This window comes from Geobacillus sp. Y412MC52 (assembly GCF_000174795.2).
GTDB lineage: Bacteria > Bacillota > Bacilli > Bacillales > Anoxybacillaceae > Geobacillus > Geobacillus thermoleovorans.
Genome location: NC_014915.1, coordinates 954,968 through 973,823 on the forward strand (window position 1 = coordinate 954,968; position 18,856 = coordinate 973,823).

The window sequence follows — 18,856 nt, forward strand, 5'->3', positions numbered from 1 at the left end:
CCCCTTATAAGCACATGTACGTTAATCTTTCAAAATCATGGTCAACATGCCAATAGTCCTCGGAATTGTTAGTTGTTACATCAATATACCATCCATAACATGCATCACGCAAATAGGTAGCCGGATAGCTATCGGTTAAGTTATAGTTCCATTCATAATATTGAGTAGAACCTAAATAACCAACATAGACCCGATAATCCTCAAACTCTTCCCATGTAACAGGTCCAACAATACCATCGGCCGCTATACCTTCGTTTCTTTGAAAATTAACCACTCCATTATAGGTTTTAGAACCCCAATATCCGTCGACTGCACTATAACCCCAAGGTGTATCTTTTAGCATTCGTTGAATGGCTAGAACATACCCACCGTCTGTCTCGTATCCATAGCCGATCGTGTCGTTATTGGCCCAATTGTCTTCCATATCATGGGCGGAAGCATCTTTAGGCGAAATAAATAATCCTAGTCCGAGTAGAAAGGCTCCTAAACATAATGATAGACGTTTCACCACTTTTAACTCCCCCCTATCATTATATTTTCTGAATATTCCTTATTTAAACTTAACAACTTTGGCGGAGTCAGTCAAGACTTTGTGGGAACTTTTTTTGGTTCACTACGGACGTTGTAAATGGATGGTTAGTGAACCATTTTCAGGAATTAATATCGCAAACGCTTTCGGACTCTCATCCCTCATCTTGAGGCGGTGATATTGTATTCCATTTTTTACACCTAACCAACATCCTGAAGTGCCGACGGCGCTTGATACATCGGCGTCCCTGATGACCGCTGAAGATACGGGATGTTTTGACGCATCACATCCGCCAACAACCGCCCTGTCTTCCGTTTGTCCTGTTCGATCCGAGCTGGCTTGGCCGAGGCTGCGGTCCGGGTCTCTTCCTCCTCCAATCGCCCATTTCTCCACGAAATTCATAGTAGTCGTTCCATCGAAAGGTCACTTCGCTGTAAATTAGCACATTATTTCAGAATCCCTTTTTCAAATTATTTTCAGGTGGATTCCGAAATAATGTGCAAAATGTTTGCGGATTGTTCCGGATTTTGCACATTCTTTCGGAACGTTTGCACGCTCTTTCAGATGAAGATTTCCAGCGCGCCTGATGGACCGATGAAAAAGAGGAAGCACAAAAGAGGCCGATTTGGCCCCTTTCGTGCTAATACCCCATTTCCTCTGCAGCCATGCGCACCACTTCTTCGTCAATGACGTCCTTTTTCAGCTGATGCCCGTACAGCAGGCAAGTCGTGGCCAACGTGTTGATGACACGGGGCCATCCCCGCGACTGCAGGGCAATCGCCTCTAACGCCGATGGAGAATGGAACCCGTCAAGGAAAGCATTTGACTGTTTCCATTCTACCAACTTCGTGGTCTGTATGCGGAAGAAGGGTCCTGACTGATGAACCGATTTCATCCAGCTAACATGTTTCTAGGATTGAGTAGAAATCACAGAAAATGGATCTTCACCAAAAGTTGTACTTGACTGTTTCAGATCATGTCTTACTTACATGCATAAGGAAAATCAGTAAATCAACGATTTTCCTACATGGTGACACGAGAAAAAGCCTCGCTTGTCAAGTACACGTTGTGGTGAGGAACCTTATTTTTTTGCGTTCGTTGCCGACAATTCCTGTCATTTGGTGTCTGTTAATTTTTTCTTGTCATCTGCCTAAATGGATTGCGCCATTCCATCAGGACGGCATAGTTGCGCGATTCCTCATCTTCCAAATAATTGTGAACGACCGCCAGCGGAGTGCGCCCGCAGCGGAGCAAAAACGTAATGACCGGATCGTTCAGCTCGCCAGCAACCACTTTGTCGATGTAGGCTTCGGGTGATAATTCATTAGCGTAACGATGGTAGCCAGGCATCCGCCCGCCGCCGAGCAGCCGGTCGAGGCTGAGATGGACGACGACTTCATACATCGACTGCATGAGCCACTTGCCGAGGCCGAGCTTCCGGTATGGCGGCGAGACGCAAATGTCGACGACATAAAGCGTGTTGCCATCCGGGCGGTGGTTGCGGATGTAGCCGCCGTCGGTGATCTCTTCCCATGTATGATCGGTATGGGCTGGATCAAAGTCAACGATCAAGCCGGTCATCGATCCGACGATGCGCCCGCCGACTTCGACGCAAAGCGCTCCTTCGGGAAACAAGGTGACATGGTTGTGAAGCTGTTGTTCGTTCCACCATAACTCCGATGGAAACGGGGGCGGAAAACTTTCTTGCTGCACGCGGATGAGATCAGCAAAGTCGTCTTTCGTATAGTTGCGGATGACCGCTTCGCGCGGGGTGTTGCCGTCAAAGACGTATAAACGTTTATCGTACATGCCGATCCCCCTTGCTTTTTACCTTCATCATAACGGAAAACTCGAAAAAATGGCAAGAAAAGCCTCCGACAACTAACAGCGGCCGGAGGTTTTTTGCTCGACATACTCGCTCACAAGCGCTTCAATTTGCTGTTCATCGGGCTTTTCGCCGCGAAAGGGAAACACAATTTCATCGATGAATTTGCCGTTGCGGTAAACATGCAGCGCCCCTTTTTGCAACAGGACGCTGTATTCGATCTCAAATCGATATCCTTCGTGTTCGATGGCACCCATTGTCATTCACCTTCCTCTAGTTTATTGTCCCATGTGCGTCGATTCGTTATGTATGAATTAAGAAGGTCCTCCTATAGACGGGGGACGATCGTCCTTTGTATAATGAAAATTAGTGCGACAAAAAGAGGAAACAGAGGGGAGAAATAGAGAGTGTTCCGGACATTGCGCAGCAAATTGATCGTCTTGATGGCTTTATTGTTAGTGATTTCCTTGGCAGCGACGCAGCTCGTTGGGGTTGTGCAAATGCGGAAGATGGTGGATGCTGACGTGAAGCAACGGGCGCAGACGGCGCTTGACGGACTGCTCGGCGATATTCGCGACAGTTTTCAAAGTGAAGAGAACAGCTTAGTGCAATTCAGTGAATCGCCGTTGGCTTTGCAAATGGTTCGGGACGAAAGCGCCTGGCCCGGGCTGGAAAAGCAGTTCCGTACGTTTTTGCGCCTGCATGAGAATGTGCAATTCATCTATATTGGCACTGAGCAGAAGAAAATGTACATCACGCCGATGACAGAGCTCCCGGACGGATACGATCCGACGAGCCGCCCGTGGTATAAAGAAGCGATGAAGCGGCCGGATGAAGTCGTGTGGACCGAACCTTATGTCGATGCCATTACCGGCAAGCACGTTGTGACGTTGGCCAAAGCAGTGAGTGAAAACGGCCGCATTGCTGCGGTCATTGGCATCGATATGACGCTCGATGCGGTGACGAGAATCGTCAATGCGAGCGACGTCGGCTATCACGGCTATCCGGTGCTGTTTGACGCGAAAGGGACGGCGGTCGTCCACCCGCAATATAAGGGGAAAAACATGGCGAAAAACGCGACGGTCCGCTATATGCTCGAGCATGAAAAAGGAATGCACGAATATGAGCAAGATGGCGAGCGAAAGGTGATGTACTTCACTACCATTCCAGAGCTCGGCTGGAAAGTCGGCGTCGTCTATAAAGAAAAGGACTTATCGGCGATGAGCCGCTCGCTTGGAGCAAACATGCTTGTCATTACCATTATTGCGCTCATTGTGGCGCTTGTTGCCGTTTATTTCTTAGCGCGCTCGATCACAAGGCCGATTGTGGCGCTGCAAGAGCAAGTCGAAAAGGCGGCGGGCGGTGACTTGACGGTGCACGCGCGTGTCACTGCCAAAGATGAGATTGGCCGCCTCGCCCGCCACTTCAATGACATGATCGACCATATGCGGATGCTGATCAGCGAGGTGAACCGATCGGTCAATGAATTGGCCGTTTCGGCCGACCATTTGAGCGCTGTCTCGGAAGAAACGATGGCCACAAGCGAACAAGTGGCGAAAGCGATCGGCGAAATCGCGAAAGGAACGACTGATCAAGCGGGAAGCCTTGATACGATCAATGAGCGGACGACGACGCTGTCGCAGCAAATCGAAGCGGTTACGAATGCGACGGCTGGCATGGAGTCGCTGTCCGATGAAACGAAAACCGCGAGCTACGATGGCTTGGAGCATTTAAACATTTTGCAGAAAAAATCGGAGGAAGCGAAAAATGAACTCGAGTCTGTAGAAAATGTCATTAGCGACCTTGTGAAAAAGATGGATGAAATTGACGGCGTTATTCAAACGATCACGGCCATTTCTGGACAGACGAATTTGCTGGCGTTAAACGCCAGCATCGAGGCGGCGCGGGCTGGCGAGCATGGGAAAGGGTTTGCCGTTGTCGCTGATGAAGTGCGCAAGCTGGCCGAACAATCCGCGAAAGCGACGGAGATGATCCGCGCGACGATCGCCGCCATCCAGCAGCAAGCCGGGCTGGTGATCGAGGCGGTCGGCCGCTCGAAGCAGGCGTATGACGAACAGCGGGAAGCGGTGCACACGACCGGCGATTCGTTTGTCAAAATCACTGGCATGATGGAGCAAGTGGCAACAGCGCTCGCTGGGATTATGGAGGAAGCAAAGCGGATGAACGCGAGCAAAGACGATGTCGTTGGGGCGATGCAAAACATCGCTGCCATCGCCCAACAAGCAGCGGCAGCGGCGGAAGAAGTGGCTGCTTCGGCTGATGATCAGTTGCAGGCGCTTTCGACGGTGACTGAATCGGCGGAGGCGTTAAGCGAAATGAGCCGGCAGTTGAAACAACTGGTGGAGAAGTTCAAAATTTCATAAAAAGCAGAGGACGCCCTGATGGCAGCGGGGCGTTCTTTTTATCGCCTCCAGCCGAGTGTATTCATACAGTGATAATAAGTGAAATTTTTTCAGCTTCTTCGTCGATTTTAGTGAGCGATAGTGCTAAAATAAACAGTGAAAACGTTTATACCGTTATTTTGCTGTACGTTTGGGGATGCTGGCAGCGAAATGAGGACTTTCATGCATAGCTGTTGCCCAGCCCGAACGATGCGAAAACAAGGTGGAGGTTTTTTCACGATGGCAAAACAGACGAACTACGCTCAACCGTGGAGCCAGTTTTACGGGCCGAACCTCGGTTATGTCATCGAAATGTACGAACAGTATCTCGATGACCCTAACAGCATCGACCCGGAACTGAAGCAACTGTTTGAACAGTGGGGGGCGCCGGTCTTGGAAGAACCGGTTTCTCCTGCGGATGACGAGGCGACCAAAACGCATCAAACGTTCCGGCTGCCGGAGACGCCGACGATTTTCAGCAAGCTTGTCGCTGCCGTCAAGCTGGCGGACAGCATTCGCCATTACGGCCATCTGGCTGCCGATACGAATCCGCTTGTCAAAAAGGAGAAAAAGCTGCGCCGCTTGGAGCTTGACGAATACGACTTAACCGAAGAGGATTTAAAGCGCATTCCGGTCGCGTTTCTTTGCCCGCACGCTCCGGCGCATGTCAAAAACGGCTGGGACGCCATCTTGCATTTGCGCAAAATTTACACGGACAAAATCGCGTTTGAATTCTCGCAAGTACATAATCTCGAAGAGAGGAACTGGCTCATTCAGCAAATCGAGTCCGGAGCGTATTACCCGAGCTTGGCGAACAAAGAGCGGGTTGCTTTGTTGCGCCGCCTGACGGAAGTGGAAGGGTTTGAAAAGTTCATCCACCGGACGTATGTCGGGCAAAAACGGTTTTCGATCGAAGGGCTTGATTCCATGGTGCCGCTTTTGGATGAGCTTGTTCGCCAAGCGATCGAACATGAAATTGACGCCGTCAACATCGGCATGGCGCACCGCGGCCGGTTGAACGTGCTGGCTCACGTGCTCGGCAAGCCGTACGAAATGATTTTCGCCGAGTTTCAGCATGCGGAAAGCAAAAATTTCATTCCGTCTGAAGGATCAGTGGCGATCACGTACGGGTGGACGGGCGATGTCAAATACCACTTAGGGGCGGCGCGCCGCCTTCGCAATAAAAGCGCGCATACGATGCGGATTACGCTCGCGAACAACCCAAGCCATCTCGAAGTGGTCAATCCGGTTGTGCTTGGCTACACGCGCGCCGCGCAAGAAGATCGGACAAAACCAGGAGTGCCGGTGCAAAATACTGATGCGTCGTTTGCCATCTTGATTCACGGCGATGCCGCGTTCCCGGGACAAGGGATCGTCGCGGAAACGCTCAACTTAAGCCAGCTGCGCGGCTATACGACCGGCGGGACGATCCATATCATCGCCAATAACATGATCGGCTTTACGACGGAGAGTTACGATTCACGCTCGACGACGTATGCTTCCGATATGGCGAAAGGGTTTGAGGTGCCGATTGTGCACGTCAATGCCGACGACCCGGAGGCTTGTTTGGCGGCCGCATGCTTGGCGTTTGCCTACCGCCAGCGGTTTAAAAAAGACTTTGTCATTGACCTAATCGGTTACCGCCGCTTCGGTCATAATGAAATGGATGAGCCGATGGCGACGAACCCGACGATGTACGCGATCATCAACCAACATCCGACCGTACGCCAGCTGTATGCGCAAAAATTGATGGAAAAAGGGATCATCACCGAGCGGGAAGTCGACGAAATGGAGCAAGAGGTGGCCGAACGGCTGAAAATCGCCTACGAGCGGGTGCCGAAAAACGAAGACGAACTCGATTTCATCATGGATCCGCCCAAACCGGTCGTCGATCGGCTGCCGGAAGTGAAAACGGGCGTGGCGAAAGACGTGCTCCATCGTGTGAACGAAGAATTGCTGCAGTTTCCGGACGGATTCAACGTCTTTAACAAGCTTGAGCGCATTTTAAAACGGCGAAGCGGCGTGTTTGCGCAAAACGGCAAAGTCGATTGGGCGCACGCGGAAATTTTAGCGTTTGCCACGATTTTGCAAGACGGCGTGCCGATCCGCTTGACCGGGCAAGATTCACAGCGCGGCACGTTTGCGCAGCGCCATTTGGTGCTCCATGACGTGAAAACCGGAGAAGAGTATGTGCCGCTTCACCACATCAGCGGCGCCAAAGCGTCGTTTGTCGTGTACAACAGCCCGCTGACGGAAGCCGCTGTGCTCGGCTATGAATACGGCTACAACGTTTACGCGCCGGAGACGCTCGTGCTTTGGGAAGCGCAATTTGGCGACTTCGCCAACATGGCGCAAGTGATGTTTGATCAATTCATTTCATCCGGCCGGGCGAAATGGGGGCAAAAATCCGGGCTTGTCATGCTATTGCCGCACGGCTACGAAGGGCAAGGCCCTGAACATTCAAGCGGCCGCGTCGAGCGCTTTTTGCAGCTGGCGGCGGAAAACAACTGGACGGTTGCCAACTTATCGACGGCCGCGCAATATTTCCATATTTTGCGGCGGCAGGCGGCGCTGTTGACAAGAGAAGAAGTGCGTCCGCTCATCATTATGACGCCAAAAAGCTTGCTCCGCCATCCGCTGGCAGCGTCGGATGCGGAAGCGTTCGTTGACGGTGCGTTCTCGCCGGTGCTCGAACAGCCGGGATTGGGCGCTGACGCTGGCAAAGTGGAACGCATCGTGTTTGGCACCGGAAAATTGATGATCGATTTGGCGGAACAAATCGGCAAAATGGAAGGTCTTGACTGGCTGCATATCGTGCGCATTGAAGAGCTGTATCCGTTCCCGGAAGAAGCGGTGAAAGACATCATCGCCCGCTATCCGAACGTCAAAGAGCTCGTCTGGGTGCAAGAAGAACCGAAAAACATGGGGGCATGGCTGTATATGGAACCGCGCCTGCGGGCGTTGGCTCCAGAGGGTGTCGATGTCAGTTACATTGGGCGGCGCCGGCGGGCCAGCCCGGCGGAAGGCGATCCGGTCGTCCACCGAAAAGAGCAAGAGCGCATCATCCGCTGTGCATTGACGAAGCATGAATGATGACTACGGAACATTTGAGGAGGGCATCAACGTGGCTGAGATCAAAGTCCCAGAGTTAGCAGAATCCATCACGGAGGGAACGATCGCCCAATGGCTGAAAAAACCGGGCGACTACGTGGAAAAAGGAGAATCGATTTGCGAGCTTGAAACGGATAAAGTGAACGTGGAAATTATGGCGGAAGAGTCGGGTGTTTTGCAACAGCTGCTTGCCAATGAAGGCGATACGGTTGCGGTTGGCCAAGCGATCGCCATTATCGGCGAAGGAGCGGCAGCACCGACTGCCGCTTTGCAAGCTGCTCCGCAGCCAGCCGATGAAACGGAAACGGTCGCGCCGGCCGACAGCAATGAACAGCCAGCGCCGCAGCCAGTCGCGGTTGCCCAGGCGCCGAGCCAGCGGCCAATCGCCTCTCCGGCTGCCCGGAAAATGGCGCGTGAAAAAGGGATCGACTTGACGCAAGTGCCGACCGTTGATCCGCTTGGGCGCGTGCGCAAACAAGACGTCGCTTCGTTTGCCGCACAACCGGCCGCCGCCCCGCAGCCGGCTCCGCAAGCCGCGCCGACGTCGACGCCGGCCGCCGTTCCAGCCGCTGAGGCCGGCAAGCCGGTCATCCGCGAAAAAATGTCGCGCCGTCGGCAAACGATCGCCAAACGGCTGCTTGAAGTGACGCAAACGACCGCGATGTTGACGACGTTCAACGAAATTGACATGTCGGCGGTCATCGATCTGCGCAAGCGGAAAAAAGATAAATTTTTCGAAGAGCATGACGTCCGCCTCGGCTTTATGTCATTTTTCGTCAAAGCGGCTGTCGCGGCGCTGAAAAAATATCCGTACGTCAACGCGGAAATTCAAGGCGATGAAATTTTGTTGAAAAAATATTATGATATCGGCGTCGCCGTGTCGACGGACGAAGGGCTTGTCGTTCCGGTTGTGCGCGACTGCGACCGGAAAAACTTCGCTGAAATTGAGCGCGACATTGCCGAATTGGCGGCGAAAGCGCGCAGCAATAAGTTGTCGCTTGCCGATTTGCAAGGCGGCACGTTTACGATCACCAACGGCGGCGTGTTCGGTTCACTGTTGTCGACTCCGCTTCTCAACGGGCCGCAAGTCGGCATTTTAGGGATGCATTCGATCAAACTGCGTCCGGTCGCCGTCGATGAAGAGCGGATCGAAAACCGTCCCATGATGTACGTCGCCTTGTCATACGACCACCGCATCATCGATGGCAAAGAGGCCGTAGGGTTCTTAAAAACGGTGAAAGACTTGATCGAAAATCCGGAAGATTTGCTGCTTGAAAGCTGATTAGGAAGGAAAAGGGGAGCCTGCGATGCGCGGGCTCTTTCTTTTTCCCCGCCTTTCCTTGATCGGTGAATGATTTTCCATGTCTTACGGAACACTACCGGAAAAAAGGGGGAATTTGATGCCAGAGCGTGGACGAAACGATCACCCGCACATGTTTTACCGCGACGGCGCCCGCGAAAGCGTCATCAACGATCCGACCGCCGACGGCGCCGAGGCGATTGGGGTGCGGACTGATGCTGATCCGATGAAGGCTGCCAATCCGAATCCGTTTCACGTTGATCGCCTTGACGTCGAGGAAGGGATGAAACGGTTTCAGTCGCTTTTCGAAGAGAGGTGATCCGCCCAGCGGATCACTTTTTTCGCTGATCGAAAGAAGGAAAATGACGAATGAGCGCGAATATGGTTACTTAACACCATTCTTTTGTTGGAGGGATGACGATGGAACTTGGATTGGCGGGAAAAACGGCGCTTGTCGCTGCCTCGAGCCAAGGGCTTGGCAAGGCGATCGCCCGGGCGCTTGTGCTTGAAGGAGCAAACGTGATGATCACGAGCCGAAACGAAGAAAAGTTGCACGAAGTGGCGGAAGAATTGAACAGTTTACATAAGGGACGCGTCGCTTATACGCGCACAGATGTCACCAACGCCGACGACATTCGCCAGCTTGTCGCCAAAACGGTCGAGACGTTTGGGACGATCGATTTGCTCGTCAACAACGCCGGCGGCCCTCCGGCGGGAACGTTTGAAACGGTGAGCGACGAAGACTGGCAATATGCGTTTGAGCTCAATTTGTTGAGCTATATTCGCCTCATTCGCGAAGCGCTCCCTTACTTAAAGAAAAAGGGAGGAAAAATTGTCAACATCGCCTCATCATCGATTAAAGAGCCGATTCCGGGACTTATTTTATCCAACACGTTCCGCACTGGCATCGTTGGGCTGACGAAAACGCTTGCTGTTGAGCTGGCTCCGGATGGCATTTTAATCAATACGGTGGCTCCTGGTCGGATCGCGACGGAGCGCGTCGCCTTTTTGGACAAAGTGAATGCCGAGAAACTCGGCATTACGAAAGAAGAAATGGAAGCGCGCATGAAAAGCGCCATTCCGCTCGGCCGCTACGGAACCCCGGAAGAGTTTGCCAATGTCGTCGTCTTCTTGCTGTCCGAAGCGAATTCGTACGTTACTGGTCAAGCGCTCATTGTCGATGGCGGCATGGTGAAGGCGATTTAAGGCAAACCGACAGGAGGGGAGACCGGATGAAAACAATCGGATTCATCGGCCTTGGCGTCATGGGGAAAAGCATGGCGCGCCACTTGCTGAAGGCGGGCTATCCGCTTCTCGTCTATACGCGCACAAAAGAAAAGGCGGAAGGCTTGCTTCAAGAAGGAGCGGTTTGGAAGGAAACGGTTGCTGATTTGGCGCGGGAGGCGGATGTCGTCATTACGATGGTTGGCTATCCGCGCGATGTCGAGCAAGTGTATTTCGGCGAGGGCGGCATTTTGGAGAATGCGCGGCCGGGAACATATGTCATCGATATGACGACGTCAACGCCGACGCTCGCGCAATCGATTTACGAGGCGTCCAAGCAAAAGGGCATCCATGCTTTGGACGCCCCGGTGTCCGGCGGCGACATCGGCGCGCGCGAAGGAACGTTGACGATTATGGTCGGCGGTGATGAGGACGTCTTTTTGGCGTGCAAGCCGATTCTCGAGCGGCTTGGCACGAACATCGTGCGGCAAGGAGGAGCTGGAGCCGGCCAGCATACGAAAATGTGCAACCAAATTGCCATCGCGACGAACATGATTGGGGTGTGCGAGGCAATGGCGTATGCGAAGCGGGCTGGTCTTGATCCATTCAAAGTGCTTGAAAGCATCGCCAAAGGGGCGGCCGGCAGCTGGTCGCTGAGCAACTTGGCGCCGCGCATGTTGTCAGGAGATTTTGCTCCTGGGTTTTACGTCAAGCATTTCATTAAAGATATGAAAATTGCGCTTGAGGAAGCCGAGCGGATGAACTTGCCGCTGCCAGGGCTGGCGCTCGCCAAACAACTGTACGAAGAGTTGGCGCAAGCCGGTGAGGAAAACAGCGGCACGCAAGCGCTATACAAGCGGTATGTTAAGGCGTAAGCAGGGCGGTTGTTCGCCCCTTTTTTATCCTCTCTGTCTTCTCAGCGAAGCAGGGGAGATGGAAAGCGCAAATTCGGATATATTTATCGAAAAATATTGAATATTTGTTCTTGTGGAGGTATAGTAAAAGTAGAAACAACATACCAACCGGTTAGTATAAAGGGGAGGGGAGCATATGGACTTTTCCTATTCGCCAAAAGTGAAAGAGTTGATCAAAAAATTAAGCGCTTTCATGGAGGATTACATTTATCCGAACGAGAGGGTGTATGAGGAGCAGCTGAACGCACAAGAGTCGAGATGGTCGGGCGTGCCGCCGATCATGGAAGAATTGAAGGAAAAGGCGAAAAAAGAAGGACTGTGGAATTTGTTTTTGCCAGACAGCGAATACGGTGCGGGATTAACGAATGTCGAATACGCGCCGCTTTGCGAAATGATGGGCCGTTCGCTCATCGCTCCGGAAGTGTTCAACTGCAATGCGCCGGATACCGGCAATATGGAAGTGCTCGTCCGCTATGGCACAGAGGAGCAAAAGAAAAAATGGCTGATCCCGCTCTTGAACGGGGAAATTCGCTCCTGCTTTTCGATGACGGAGCCGGATGTCGCGTCGAGTGATGCGACGAACATTCGCGCCTCCATCGTCCGCGACGGCGATGAGTATGTCATCACCGGGCGGAAATGGTGGTCGTCTGGCGCCGGCGACCCGCGCTGCAAAGTCGCCATCGTAATGGGAAAAACGAACCCCGATGCGCCAAAACATGAGCAACAGTCGATGATCATCGTTCCGCTCGATACGCCGGGAGTGAAAATCGAACGGATGCTGCCGGTGTTCGGCTTTGACCATGCGCCGCACGGGCATGCCGAAATTACGTATGACCATGTGCGCGTGCCGAAAGAAAACATCATTTGGGGCGAAGGAAAAGGGTTCGCCATCGCTCAAGGCCGGCTTGGCCCGGGACGGATCCACCATTGCATGCGCCTCATCGGAGCGGCGGAGCGAGCGCTTGAACTCATGTGCCGGCGCGTACAGTCGCGGGTGGCGTTCGGCAAGCCGCTCGCTGAACACGGCGTTATCCGCGAGTGGATCGCTCAGTCGCGCATTGAGATCGAGCAGGCGCGCTTGCTGACGCTAAAGGCGGCGTACATGATGGATACGGTCGGCAACAAAGCGGCGCGCAAAGAAATTGCGATGATTAAAGTGGTGGCGCCCAATGTCGCTTTGAAGGTCATCGACCGTGCCATTCAGGCGTTTGGCGCCGCTGGGGTGAGCAACGATTTTCCGCTTGCCGCCATGTGGGCGAACTCGCGCACGCTCCGTCTGGCCGATGGGCCGGACGAAGTGCATAAAGAGCAAGTGGCCAAGCTTGAATTGCGGCAATATCAACAATAAGGGAGAGGAAGTGGTCATATGCATGTGTTGGACTTATTTAAAATCGAGGGGAAAACCGCCATTGTCACTGGCGGTGGGCGCGGGCTCGGCGAGCAAATTGCCGTCAGTCTTGCCGAAGCCGGGGCGAACGTCGTCGTTTGTTCGCGGAAAGTGGAAGCGTGCGAGCAAGTGAAAGAAAAGCTGGAACAGCTCGGCGTCCGTTCGCTGGCGCTGCGGTGCGATGTGACGAATCCGGAGGAGGTCAAACATGTCGTCGAAACGACCGTCAAAGAGTTTGGCGGCATCGACATTTTAGTCAACAACAGCGGAGCAACGTGGGGAGCGCCGGTCGAGGAAATGCCGCTTGAGGCATGGCAAAAGGTGATCAACGTCAACGTTACCGGCACGTTTCTCATGAGCCAGGCGGTCGGCAAGGTGATGATCGCCAAACAAACCGGCGGTTCCATCATCAATATCGCTTCCGTCGCTGGCCTTGGCGGCACGCACCCGGACATTTTAAATACGATCGGCTACAACACGAGCAAAGGGGCGGTTATTACGTTTACGAGGGACCTAGCAGCCAAATGGGGGAAGCACGGCATTCGCGTCAACGCGGTGGCGCCGGGCTTTTTCCCGACGAAAATGTCAAAAGTCGTTCTTGAACGCGTTGGGAAAAAAGTGCTCGAGCATACGCCGCTCGGCCGCTTTGGCGGAGAGAATGATTTGAAAGGGGCCGTCTTGTTTCTCGCTTCCCCGGCGTCCGCCTTTGTCACGGGCGCGCTCCTCGTCGTTGACGGCGGCAGCCATGCGACCGGCATTTAATTAAAAAAGGGGGAAACGCAAATGAGCGAAAAACGGGCGTTGTCTCTTTATCCGGAACACATTTCGTTCTATATGGATATTCCCGACAAAACGGTATGCGATGTACTGCATGAACGGGCGGCGGAATTTGGCGCTCAGCCGGCGCTGACGTTTTATGACCAAACGATCACCTATGCCGAGCTCGCTGCAGCAGTCAACCGTTTCACCTCAAGCCTGCAGGCGCTTGGGGTGCAAAAAGGGGATCGGGTCGCGATTATGCTGCCGAACTGTCCGCAATATGTCATCGCTTACTATGGCATTTTGCAGGCGGGCGCCATCGTCACCCAAGTGAATCCGATGCTTGTCGAACGTGAACTCTCGTATTTGCTGAACGATTCCGGAGCGGAGATGATCGTCATTTATGAACCGCTTTATCCGCGCCTTGCCGCGGTCAGAGGGGAGACAGCCGTCAAACAAGCGATCACCGTCAGCTTCGGAGCGCCGCCATCCGTTGCGCTGGCTGAAGGAGATGTCACATTTGACGAATTTCTTGCCGCAGGAAGCGGAGCTGTGCGCCCGGTGCCGATCGAACCAACGCATGACGTCGCTGTGCTGCAATATACTGGCGGGACGACAGGGCGCTCAAAAGGAGCGATGCTCACCCACCGCAACATTTTCGCCAACGTCTTGCAATGCGCCGAATTTTTCAAAGGGACATTTGAGTTCGGGAAAGAGCGATATTTAACTGTCATCCCGTTGTTCCACGTGTTCGCGATGACGTCGGGAATGAACTTGGCCATTTACCAAGGAGCGGAAAACATTTTGCTGCCGCGCTTTGAGCTGAAAGAAGTGTTGGAGACGATTCGCGATAAACAGCCAACGGTGTTTCCGGGCGTGCCGACGATGTATGTCGCTATTACAAATACTCCTGGAGTCGAGCAATATGGCATCAGTAGCATTAAAACGTGCAACAGCGGCAGCGCGCCGATGCCGCTTGAGTTGATGCGCGACTTCGAAGCGAAAACGGGAGCGGTTGTCCTTGAAGGATACGGCTTGTCCGAAGCCTCGCCAGTGACGCATTGCAATCCGCCGTTTGCGGCGCGCAAGCCGGGCACGGTCGGCATCGGCATGCCGCTGACCGAGTACAAAGTCGTCGATGTGGCGACTGGCACGCAAGAGTTGCCGCCAGGCGAAGTCGGCGAGCTGATTATCCGTGGACCGCAAGTGATGAAAGGCTATTGGAACATGCCGGAAGAAACGGCGGCGGCGCTGCGCGACGGCTGGCTGTACACTGGCGATTTGGCTTCGATTGACGAGGAAGGGTATGTGACGATTGTCGACCGGAAAAAAGATCTGATCATCGCCGGCGGCTATAACATTTATCCGCGTGAAATCGAAGAAGTGCTGTACGAACATCCAGCGGTGAAAGAGGCGGCGGCAGTTGGTGTGCCGGATCCGTATCGCGGCGAAACGGTGAAGGCGATTATCGTTTTAAAAGATGGAATGCAGGCAAGCGAAGAAGAAATTCTTGCCCATTGCCGAAAAAACTTAGCGGCGTACAAAGTGCCGCGCATTGTCGAGTTCCGTGCCGAACTGCCGAAGACGAACGTCGGGAAAATTTTGCGCCGCGCCTTGCGTGAAGAAGCATCCCGCTCGCAATAACGGCGCGGCTTTCGGCCAAGTCCGAAGCAGGCTTGGCCGTTTTATGGTACAATAGCTGGCAGCGACTACATTTTAGGCAAGAGGTGTAAAAACGTGAAGGAGAAAATTATGGCTGCCAGCATTGAGCTGTTTGAACAAAATGGGTTCAGCGAAACATCGATCCAAGACATCGTTGACGCCCTCGGGGTGACAAAAGGGACGTTTTATTACTATTTTACAAGCAAAGAAGAACTGTTGATGGATATTCACCTTCGCTACATTGAAAGGCTGCTTGACGAAGAGGAGCGGATTATAAGCGACAAACGGCGCTCGGTGCAGGAAAAGCTGTATGATATTATCTTCATGCTCATCCATAATGTCGAACGGCAAGGAAGGGAAGCTCGCATTTTTTTTCGTGAAATGAAGCATTTGAATGAGGAGCATTTACAGAAAGTAAAAGAAAAGCGCGATTTGTTCCGCTATCGGCTGCAGTCGTTGATTGAGGAAGGAATGAAAAGCGGTGAACTGCGCTGCGATTTGTCGCCATCGATCGCCACGCTTACCGTTCTTGGGGCGGCCAATTGGAGCTACCAATGGTTTCGTCCGGACGGCGAGCTGACCGATGCCGAGGTGGCGAAGCAGATGGTGGAGATCCTGCTTGATGGCATGAGCGCGCCGTCTGTCTCGAAAGCCGAGTGAAAAGAGAGACAAACAAGTTTGATCCGAGGTGTGTCGATGGATGCTGTTCGTGCGGCGGCAATGGCGCGCTTGAATTGTTGACCAAGGGGGAGAGGGAGATGACAGCGATTATTCCAGTGCGCAAGGGGGAAGAACTGCCGGCAGGGAAGCTGGCCAAGTTTTTGCGCACGGTGCTGCCGGACATGCCGGATGGGGAGCTCGAGATCCAGCAATTTTCCGCCGGCCGGTCGAATTTGACGTATTTGCTCCGCTGTGGGGAGTGGGAGGCGGTGCTGCGCCGGCCGCCGTTTGGCCCGGTGCCGCCGAAAGCGCACGATATGAAGCGGGAGAGCACGTGGCTTTCTGAAATCCATCCGCTGTTCCCGTTGGCGCCGAAACCATTCTATTTTTGTGAAGACGAATCGGTGATCGGCAGTCCGTTTTTCGTCATGGAGCGGCGGCATGGCGTCGTGATTGACAGTGATTTTCCCGATGGCGTCATCCCGACAGAAGACGTTTGCCGTGGCATCTCTGAGACGATGGTCGAGACGCTTGTCCGTATCCATCAAATTGATTATACGAACACACGCCTCGTTCAGATGGTAAAGCCGGATGGGTTTATGGAACGGCAAGTGCACGGATGGATCCAGCGCTATGAGCGGGCCAAGACGGATGATATTCCGGAAGCCGAGGCGCTGATGAAGTGGCTCGCTTATCATATTCCACCGCAGCGCGAAGCAACCGTAATCCATTACGATTTTAAGCTGAATAACGCTTTGTTTGCCAAAGACGACATCACCAAAATGGTTGGGCTGTTTGATTGGGAGATGTCGACCGTCGGCGATCCGCTTGCGGATTTGGCGGTGGCGATGAGTTATTGGATTGAAGAAGATGATCCGCCGCTTGTGAAAAATGGATTTGGCCGCGCGCCGGTCACCGTCCGTCCCGGTTTTTATACGCGCGAACAGTTTATTGAGGCATATGCCAAAAAAAGCGGCCGTGATGTGTCCGATATACACGTTTATTTAACGTTTGCCTACTTTAAATTAGCGGTCATTTGCCAGCAAATTTATTACCGCTACCGCCGCGGACAGACCAACGATGAGCGGTTTCGCCATTTTGGCCAGTTTGTCGAAGCGCTCATTGAGCATGCATGGCAGCTGGCGACAGGACGGTGAGGCGGCGTGATGACAAAAGTGCATGTCGTGCTGCGCAAAGAAGACATTGATGAGATGGCGCTTGCTGATCGAAAGGTGGCTGTCGTGTTCGATGTTTTGCTTGCCACCTCGTCGATTACAGCAGTTCTCTCTGCCGGCGCTCGTTCGGTGATCCCGGTGCGCGATGCCGAGGAGGCCAAGGAGATCGCGCTTCGCTTGCCAGAGGGCAGCTATGGGCTCGTCGGCGAATACGAAGGGCGGACGATCGCCGGTTTTCATCCGCCGGCGCCGCTGTTTTTGCAAACGGTTTGTCCAGGGAAAACAGTCGTGCTATCGACGACCAATGGCACGGTGGCGATTCGCAGAGCTCAGCCAGCCCGTGCGGTGTACGCGGCGAGCTTGCTGAACAGCCCGGCGGTCAGCGAGCATATTTGCCGTTTACATCAGGAAGAGACGATCATTGTGATTTGTTCCGGCTCGTCGGGCCGTTTTTGCCTAGAAGACTTTTATGGCGCCGGCTACTTTGTGCACTGCTTGATCGAGCAAGGGATCAACGCGGCGGAGCTGTCCGACAGCGCGACGGCCGCATGGCTCTTTTACCGGCAATATTCGGATGAAGGAAAGGCGAAAGAAGTGTTGTCTGCCTCGCGCGTCGGCCGTTGGATGACGGCGTACGGCTTGGAAAAAGAAATCGACTACATCAACCGGCACGGGTCGCTTTCTGCCGTTCCAAAACTTGAGCTGGGGCCGTTCGGCCCGGAACTGCGCGATATGGCGTCGACAAAAGTAACGAAAGAGGGGATATCGCCATGAAATTTGTCCAATTCGTTGAATACGGTGGACCGGATGTCTTGCGTGTTTGCGAAGGCGAACGTCCGAAACCCACGGGGCGGCAAGTCGTGATTGAAGCTGAAGCGATCGGCGTCAACTATGCGGATACAGCCCGACGGGAAGGCCGCTATGTTGTGCCGACGCCGCTTCCGTTCATACCTGGGACGGAAGTGGCCGGCGTTGTCCGTGAAGTTGGTCCGGAGGTGCAAACGGTCCTCCCGGGGCAACGCGTCGTCGCGTTGATCGAATCCGGCGGCTACGCTGAGTTTGTCGCCGTCGATGAACGGGCGGTCGTGCCGCTTCCGGATGGAATGGATGCCCGGCAGGCGGCGGCCTTGCCGGTGCAAGGGCTAAGCGCCTACCATATTCTCAAAACGATGGGCCGCTTGGAAGAAGGGGAGACGGTGCTCGTTCATGCCGCAGCCGGCGGCGTTGGGACGATTGCCGTCCAATTGGCGAAACGGTTCGGCGCCAAAATGGTCATCGCCACGGCAAGCACGGAGGAAAAACGAGCGCTCGCCAAACAGCTTGGCGCTGATGTCACCATTGATTATACAAAAGACAGCTGGGCTGCGGTCGTGATGGAGGCGACCGGTGGGCGCGGCGTCGATGTCGCTTTGGAAATGGCGGGCGGCGATGTCTTTCATCAGACGCTCGATTGCCTCGCTCCGTTCGGCCGCCTGGTCGTATATGGGGCGGCGAGCGGGGAAATGACGCGTCTCAATCCAGTCCGGCTGATGGCGAAAAACTGGTCGGTGATCGGCTTTTTCTTGCCGCAAATCATGAAAAAGCGGGCGTTGTACGAACAAAGTTTGCGGGAATTGCTCGCGTGGGTGCAGGAAGGAAGCCTGAAGCTGATGATCGGCGGCGTCTACCCGCTTGAGCAGGCTTCTGAAGTGCATCGGCTGCTGCAGGGGCGGAAAACGTATGGCAAGCTTCTGCTTGTGCCATAAGGAAAGAAGAGGGGGCTGACCCAAAAGGCTGTCTGCCTTCAGGGTAGACACAAAATATAGTGCGGAATAATCGGTCAGTGCGTATATATAGAGACGAAAGAGGGTGTCCCGATCCTTTTGGGACACCCTTTTCTTGCATATTCCCCTAAAGCCAATGGTGAAC

Annotated in this window: 16 protein-coding genes and 2 pseudogenes; 13 read left to right on the forward strand and 5 right to left on the reverse strand. The window is 53.7% G+C overall.

Annotated features, from left to right (window positions below; translation table 11 throughout):
- Nucleotides 1–4: 4 nt before the first annotated feature.
- The 5 genes and pseudogenes from GYMC52_RS04830 to GYMC52_RS04845 form a co-directional block, all read right to left on the reverse strand.
- Nucleotides 5–511: a peptidoglycan-binding domain-containing protein gene (locus tag GYMC52_RS04830; RefSeq protein WP_013145931.1), complete on the reverse strand. Its 507-nt coding sequence runs from the start codon at nucleotides 509–511 to the stop codon at nucleotides 5–7.
- Between the two features lie 218 nt (nucleotides 512–729).
- A pseudogene (locus GYMC52_RS19190) lies at nucleotides 730–918 on the reverse strand (ISLre2 family transposase); the annotation flags it as partial.
- Nucleotides 919–1,169: 251 nt separating this feature from the next.
- Nucleotides 1,170–1,328, reverse strand: a pseudogene (locus tag GYMC52_RS04835) (AAA family ATPase); the annotation flags it as partial.
- Between the two features lie 329 nt (nucleotides 1,329–1,657).
- The gene (locus tag GYMC52_RS04840; protein ID WP_013523285.1) at nucleotides 1,658–2,338 is read right to left on the reverse strand and encodes a GNAT family N-acetyltransferase; all 681 of its coding nucleotides are present in this window, start codon (nucleotides 2,336–2,338) and stop codon (nucleotides 1,658–1,660) included.
- 72 nt (nucleotides 2,339–2,410) lie between these two features.
- Nucleotides 2,411–2,611 (reverse strand): YbxH family protein, encoded by a 201-nt coding sequence (locus tag GYMC52_RS04845; protein ID WP_041469393.1) that lies wholly within the window; start codon nucleotides 2,609–2,611, stop codon nucleotides 2,411–2,413.
- A gap of 150 nt (nucleotides 2,612–2,761) precedes the next feature.
- Here GYMC52_RS04845 and GYMC52_RS04850 point away from each other — a divergent pair, with 150 nt between their 5' ends.
- The 13 genes from GYMC52_RS04850 (at nucleotide 2,762) to GYMC52_RS04910 (ending at nucleotide 18,693) form a co-directional block, all read left to right on the forward strand.
- The gene (locus GYMC52_RS04850) at nucleotides 2,762–4,738 is read left to right on the forward strand and encodes a methyl-accepting chemotaxis protein (RefSeq protein ID WP_013523287.1); all 1,977 of its coding nucleotides are present in this window, start codon (nucleotides 2,762–2,764) and stop codon (nucleotides 4,736–4,738) included.
- Between the two features lie 258 nt (nucleotides 4,739–4,996).
- Entirely contained in the window at nucleotides 4,997–7,849 is a 2,853-nt protein-coding gene (locus tag GYMC52_RS04855; RefSeq protein WP_013523288.1) for a 2-oxoglutarate dehydrogenase E1 component, read from the forward strand.
- 31 nt (nucleotides 7,850–7,880) lie between these two features.
- Nucleotides 7,881–9,149: a 2-oxoglutarate dehydrogenase complex dihydrolipoyllysine-residue succinyltransferase gene (gene odhB / locus GYMC52_RS04860; RefSeq protein WP_011230524.1), complete on the forward strand. Its 1,269-nt coding sequence runs from the start codon at nucleotides 7,881–7,883 to the stop codon at nucleotides 9,147–9,149.
- A 118-nt stretch (nucleotides 9,150–9,267) separates the two neighbouring features.
- Nucleotides 9,268–9,486 carry a hypothetical protein gene (locus tag GYMC52_RS04865; RefSeq protein WP_013523289.1) on the forward strand — a complete coding sequence of 73 codons (219 nt, stop codon included), beginning with the start codon at nucleotides 9,268–9,270 and terminating at the stop codon, nucleotides 9,484–9,486.
- A 101-nt stretch (nucleotides 9,487–9,587) separates the two neighbouring features.
- Entirely contained in the window at nucleotides 9,588–10,373 is a 786-nt protein-coding gene (locus GYMC52_RS04870) for an SDR family oxidoreductase (RefSeq protein ID WP_013523290.1), read from the forward strand.
- A 26-nt stretch (nucleotides 10,374–10,399) separates the two neighbouring features.
- Nucleotides 10,400–11,266 carry an NAD(P)-dependent oxidoreductase gene (locus tag GYMC52_RS04875; RefSeq protein WP_013523291.1) on the forward strand — a complete coding sequence of 289 codons (867 nt, stop codon included), beginning with the start codon at nucleotides 10,400–10,402 and terminating at the stop codon, nucleotides 11,264–11,266.
- Between the two features lie 175 nt (nucleotides 11,267–11,441).
- Complete coding sequence (locus GYMC52_RS04880) at nucleotides 11,442–12,653, forward strand: acyl-CoA dehydrogenase (RefSeq protein WP_013523292.1); 1,212 nt, start codon at nucleotides 11,442–11,444, stop codon at nucleotides 12,651–12,653.
- An 18-nt stretch (nucleotides 12,654–12,671) separates the two neighbouring features.
- Nucleotides 12,672–13,454: an SDR family oxidoreductase gene (locus GYMC52_RS04885; protein WP_013523293.1), complete on the forward strand. Its 783-nt coding sequence runs from the start codon at nucleotides 12,672–12,674 to the stop codon at nucleotides 13,452–13,454.
- Nucleotides 13,455–13,475: 21 nt separating this feature from the next.
- Nucleotides 13,476–15,095 carry a long-chain-fatty-acid--CoA ligase gene (locus GYMC52_RS04890; protein ID WP_013523294.1) on the forward strand — a complete coding sequence of 540 codons (1,620 nt, stop codon included), beginning with the start codon at nucleotides 13,476–13,478 and terminating at the stop codon, nucleotides 15,093–15,095.
- 108 nt (nucleotides 15,096–15,203) lie between these two features.
- Nucleotides 15,204–15,773: a TetR/AcrR family transcriptional regulator gene (locus GYMC52_RS04895; protein WP_013523295.1), complete on the forward strand. Its 570-nt coding sequence runs from the start codon at nucleotides 15,204–15,206 to the stop codon at nucleotides 15,771–15,773.
- Nucleotides 15,774–15,871: 98 nt separating this feature from the next.
- Nucleotides 15,872–16,930: a phosphotransferase family protein gene (locus GYMC52_RS04900; RefSeq protein WP_013523296.1), complete on the forward strand. Its 1,059-nt coding sequence runs from the start codon at nucleotides 15,872–15,874 to the stop codon at nucleotides 16,928–16,930.
- A 9-nt stretch (nucleotides 16,931–16,939) separates the two neighbouring features.
- Nucleotides 16,940–17,722, forward strand: a complete 783-nt coding sequence (locus GYMC52_RS04905) for a 2-phosphosulfolactate phosphatase (RefSeq protein WP_013523297.1) — start codon at nucleotides 16,940–16,942, stop codon at nucleotides 17,720–17,722.
- Entirely contained in the window at nucleotides 17,719–18,693 is a 975-nt protein-coding gene (locus GYMC52_RS04910; protein WP_013523298.1) for a quinone oxidoreductase family protein, read from the forward strand. Before GYMC52_RS04905 ends, GYMC52_RS04910 begins: the two co-directional genes overlap by 4 nt.
- Nucleotides 18,694–18,856 lie beyond the last annotated feature (163 nt).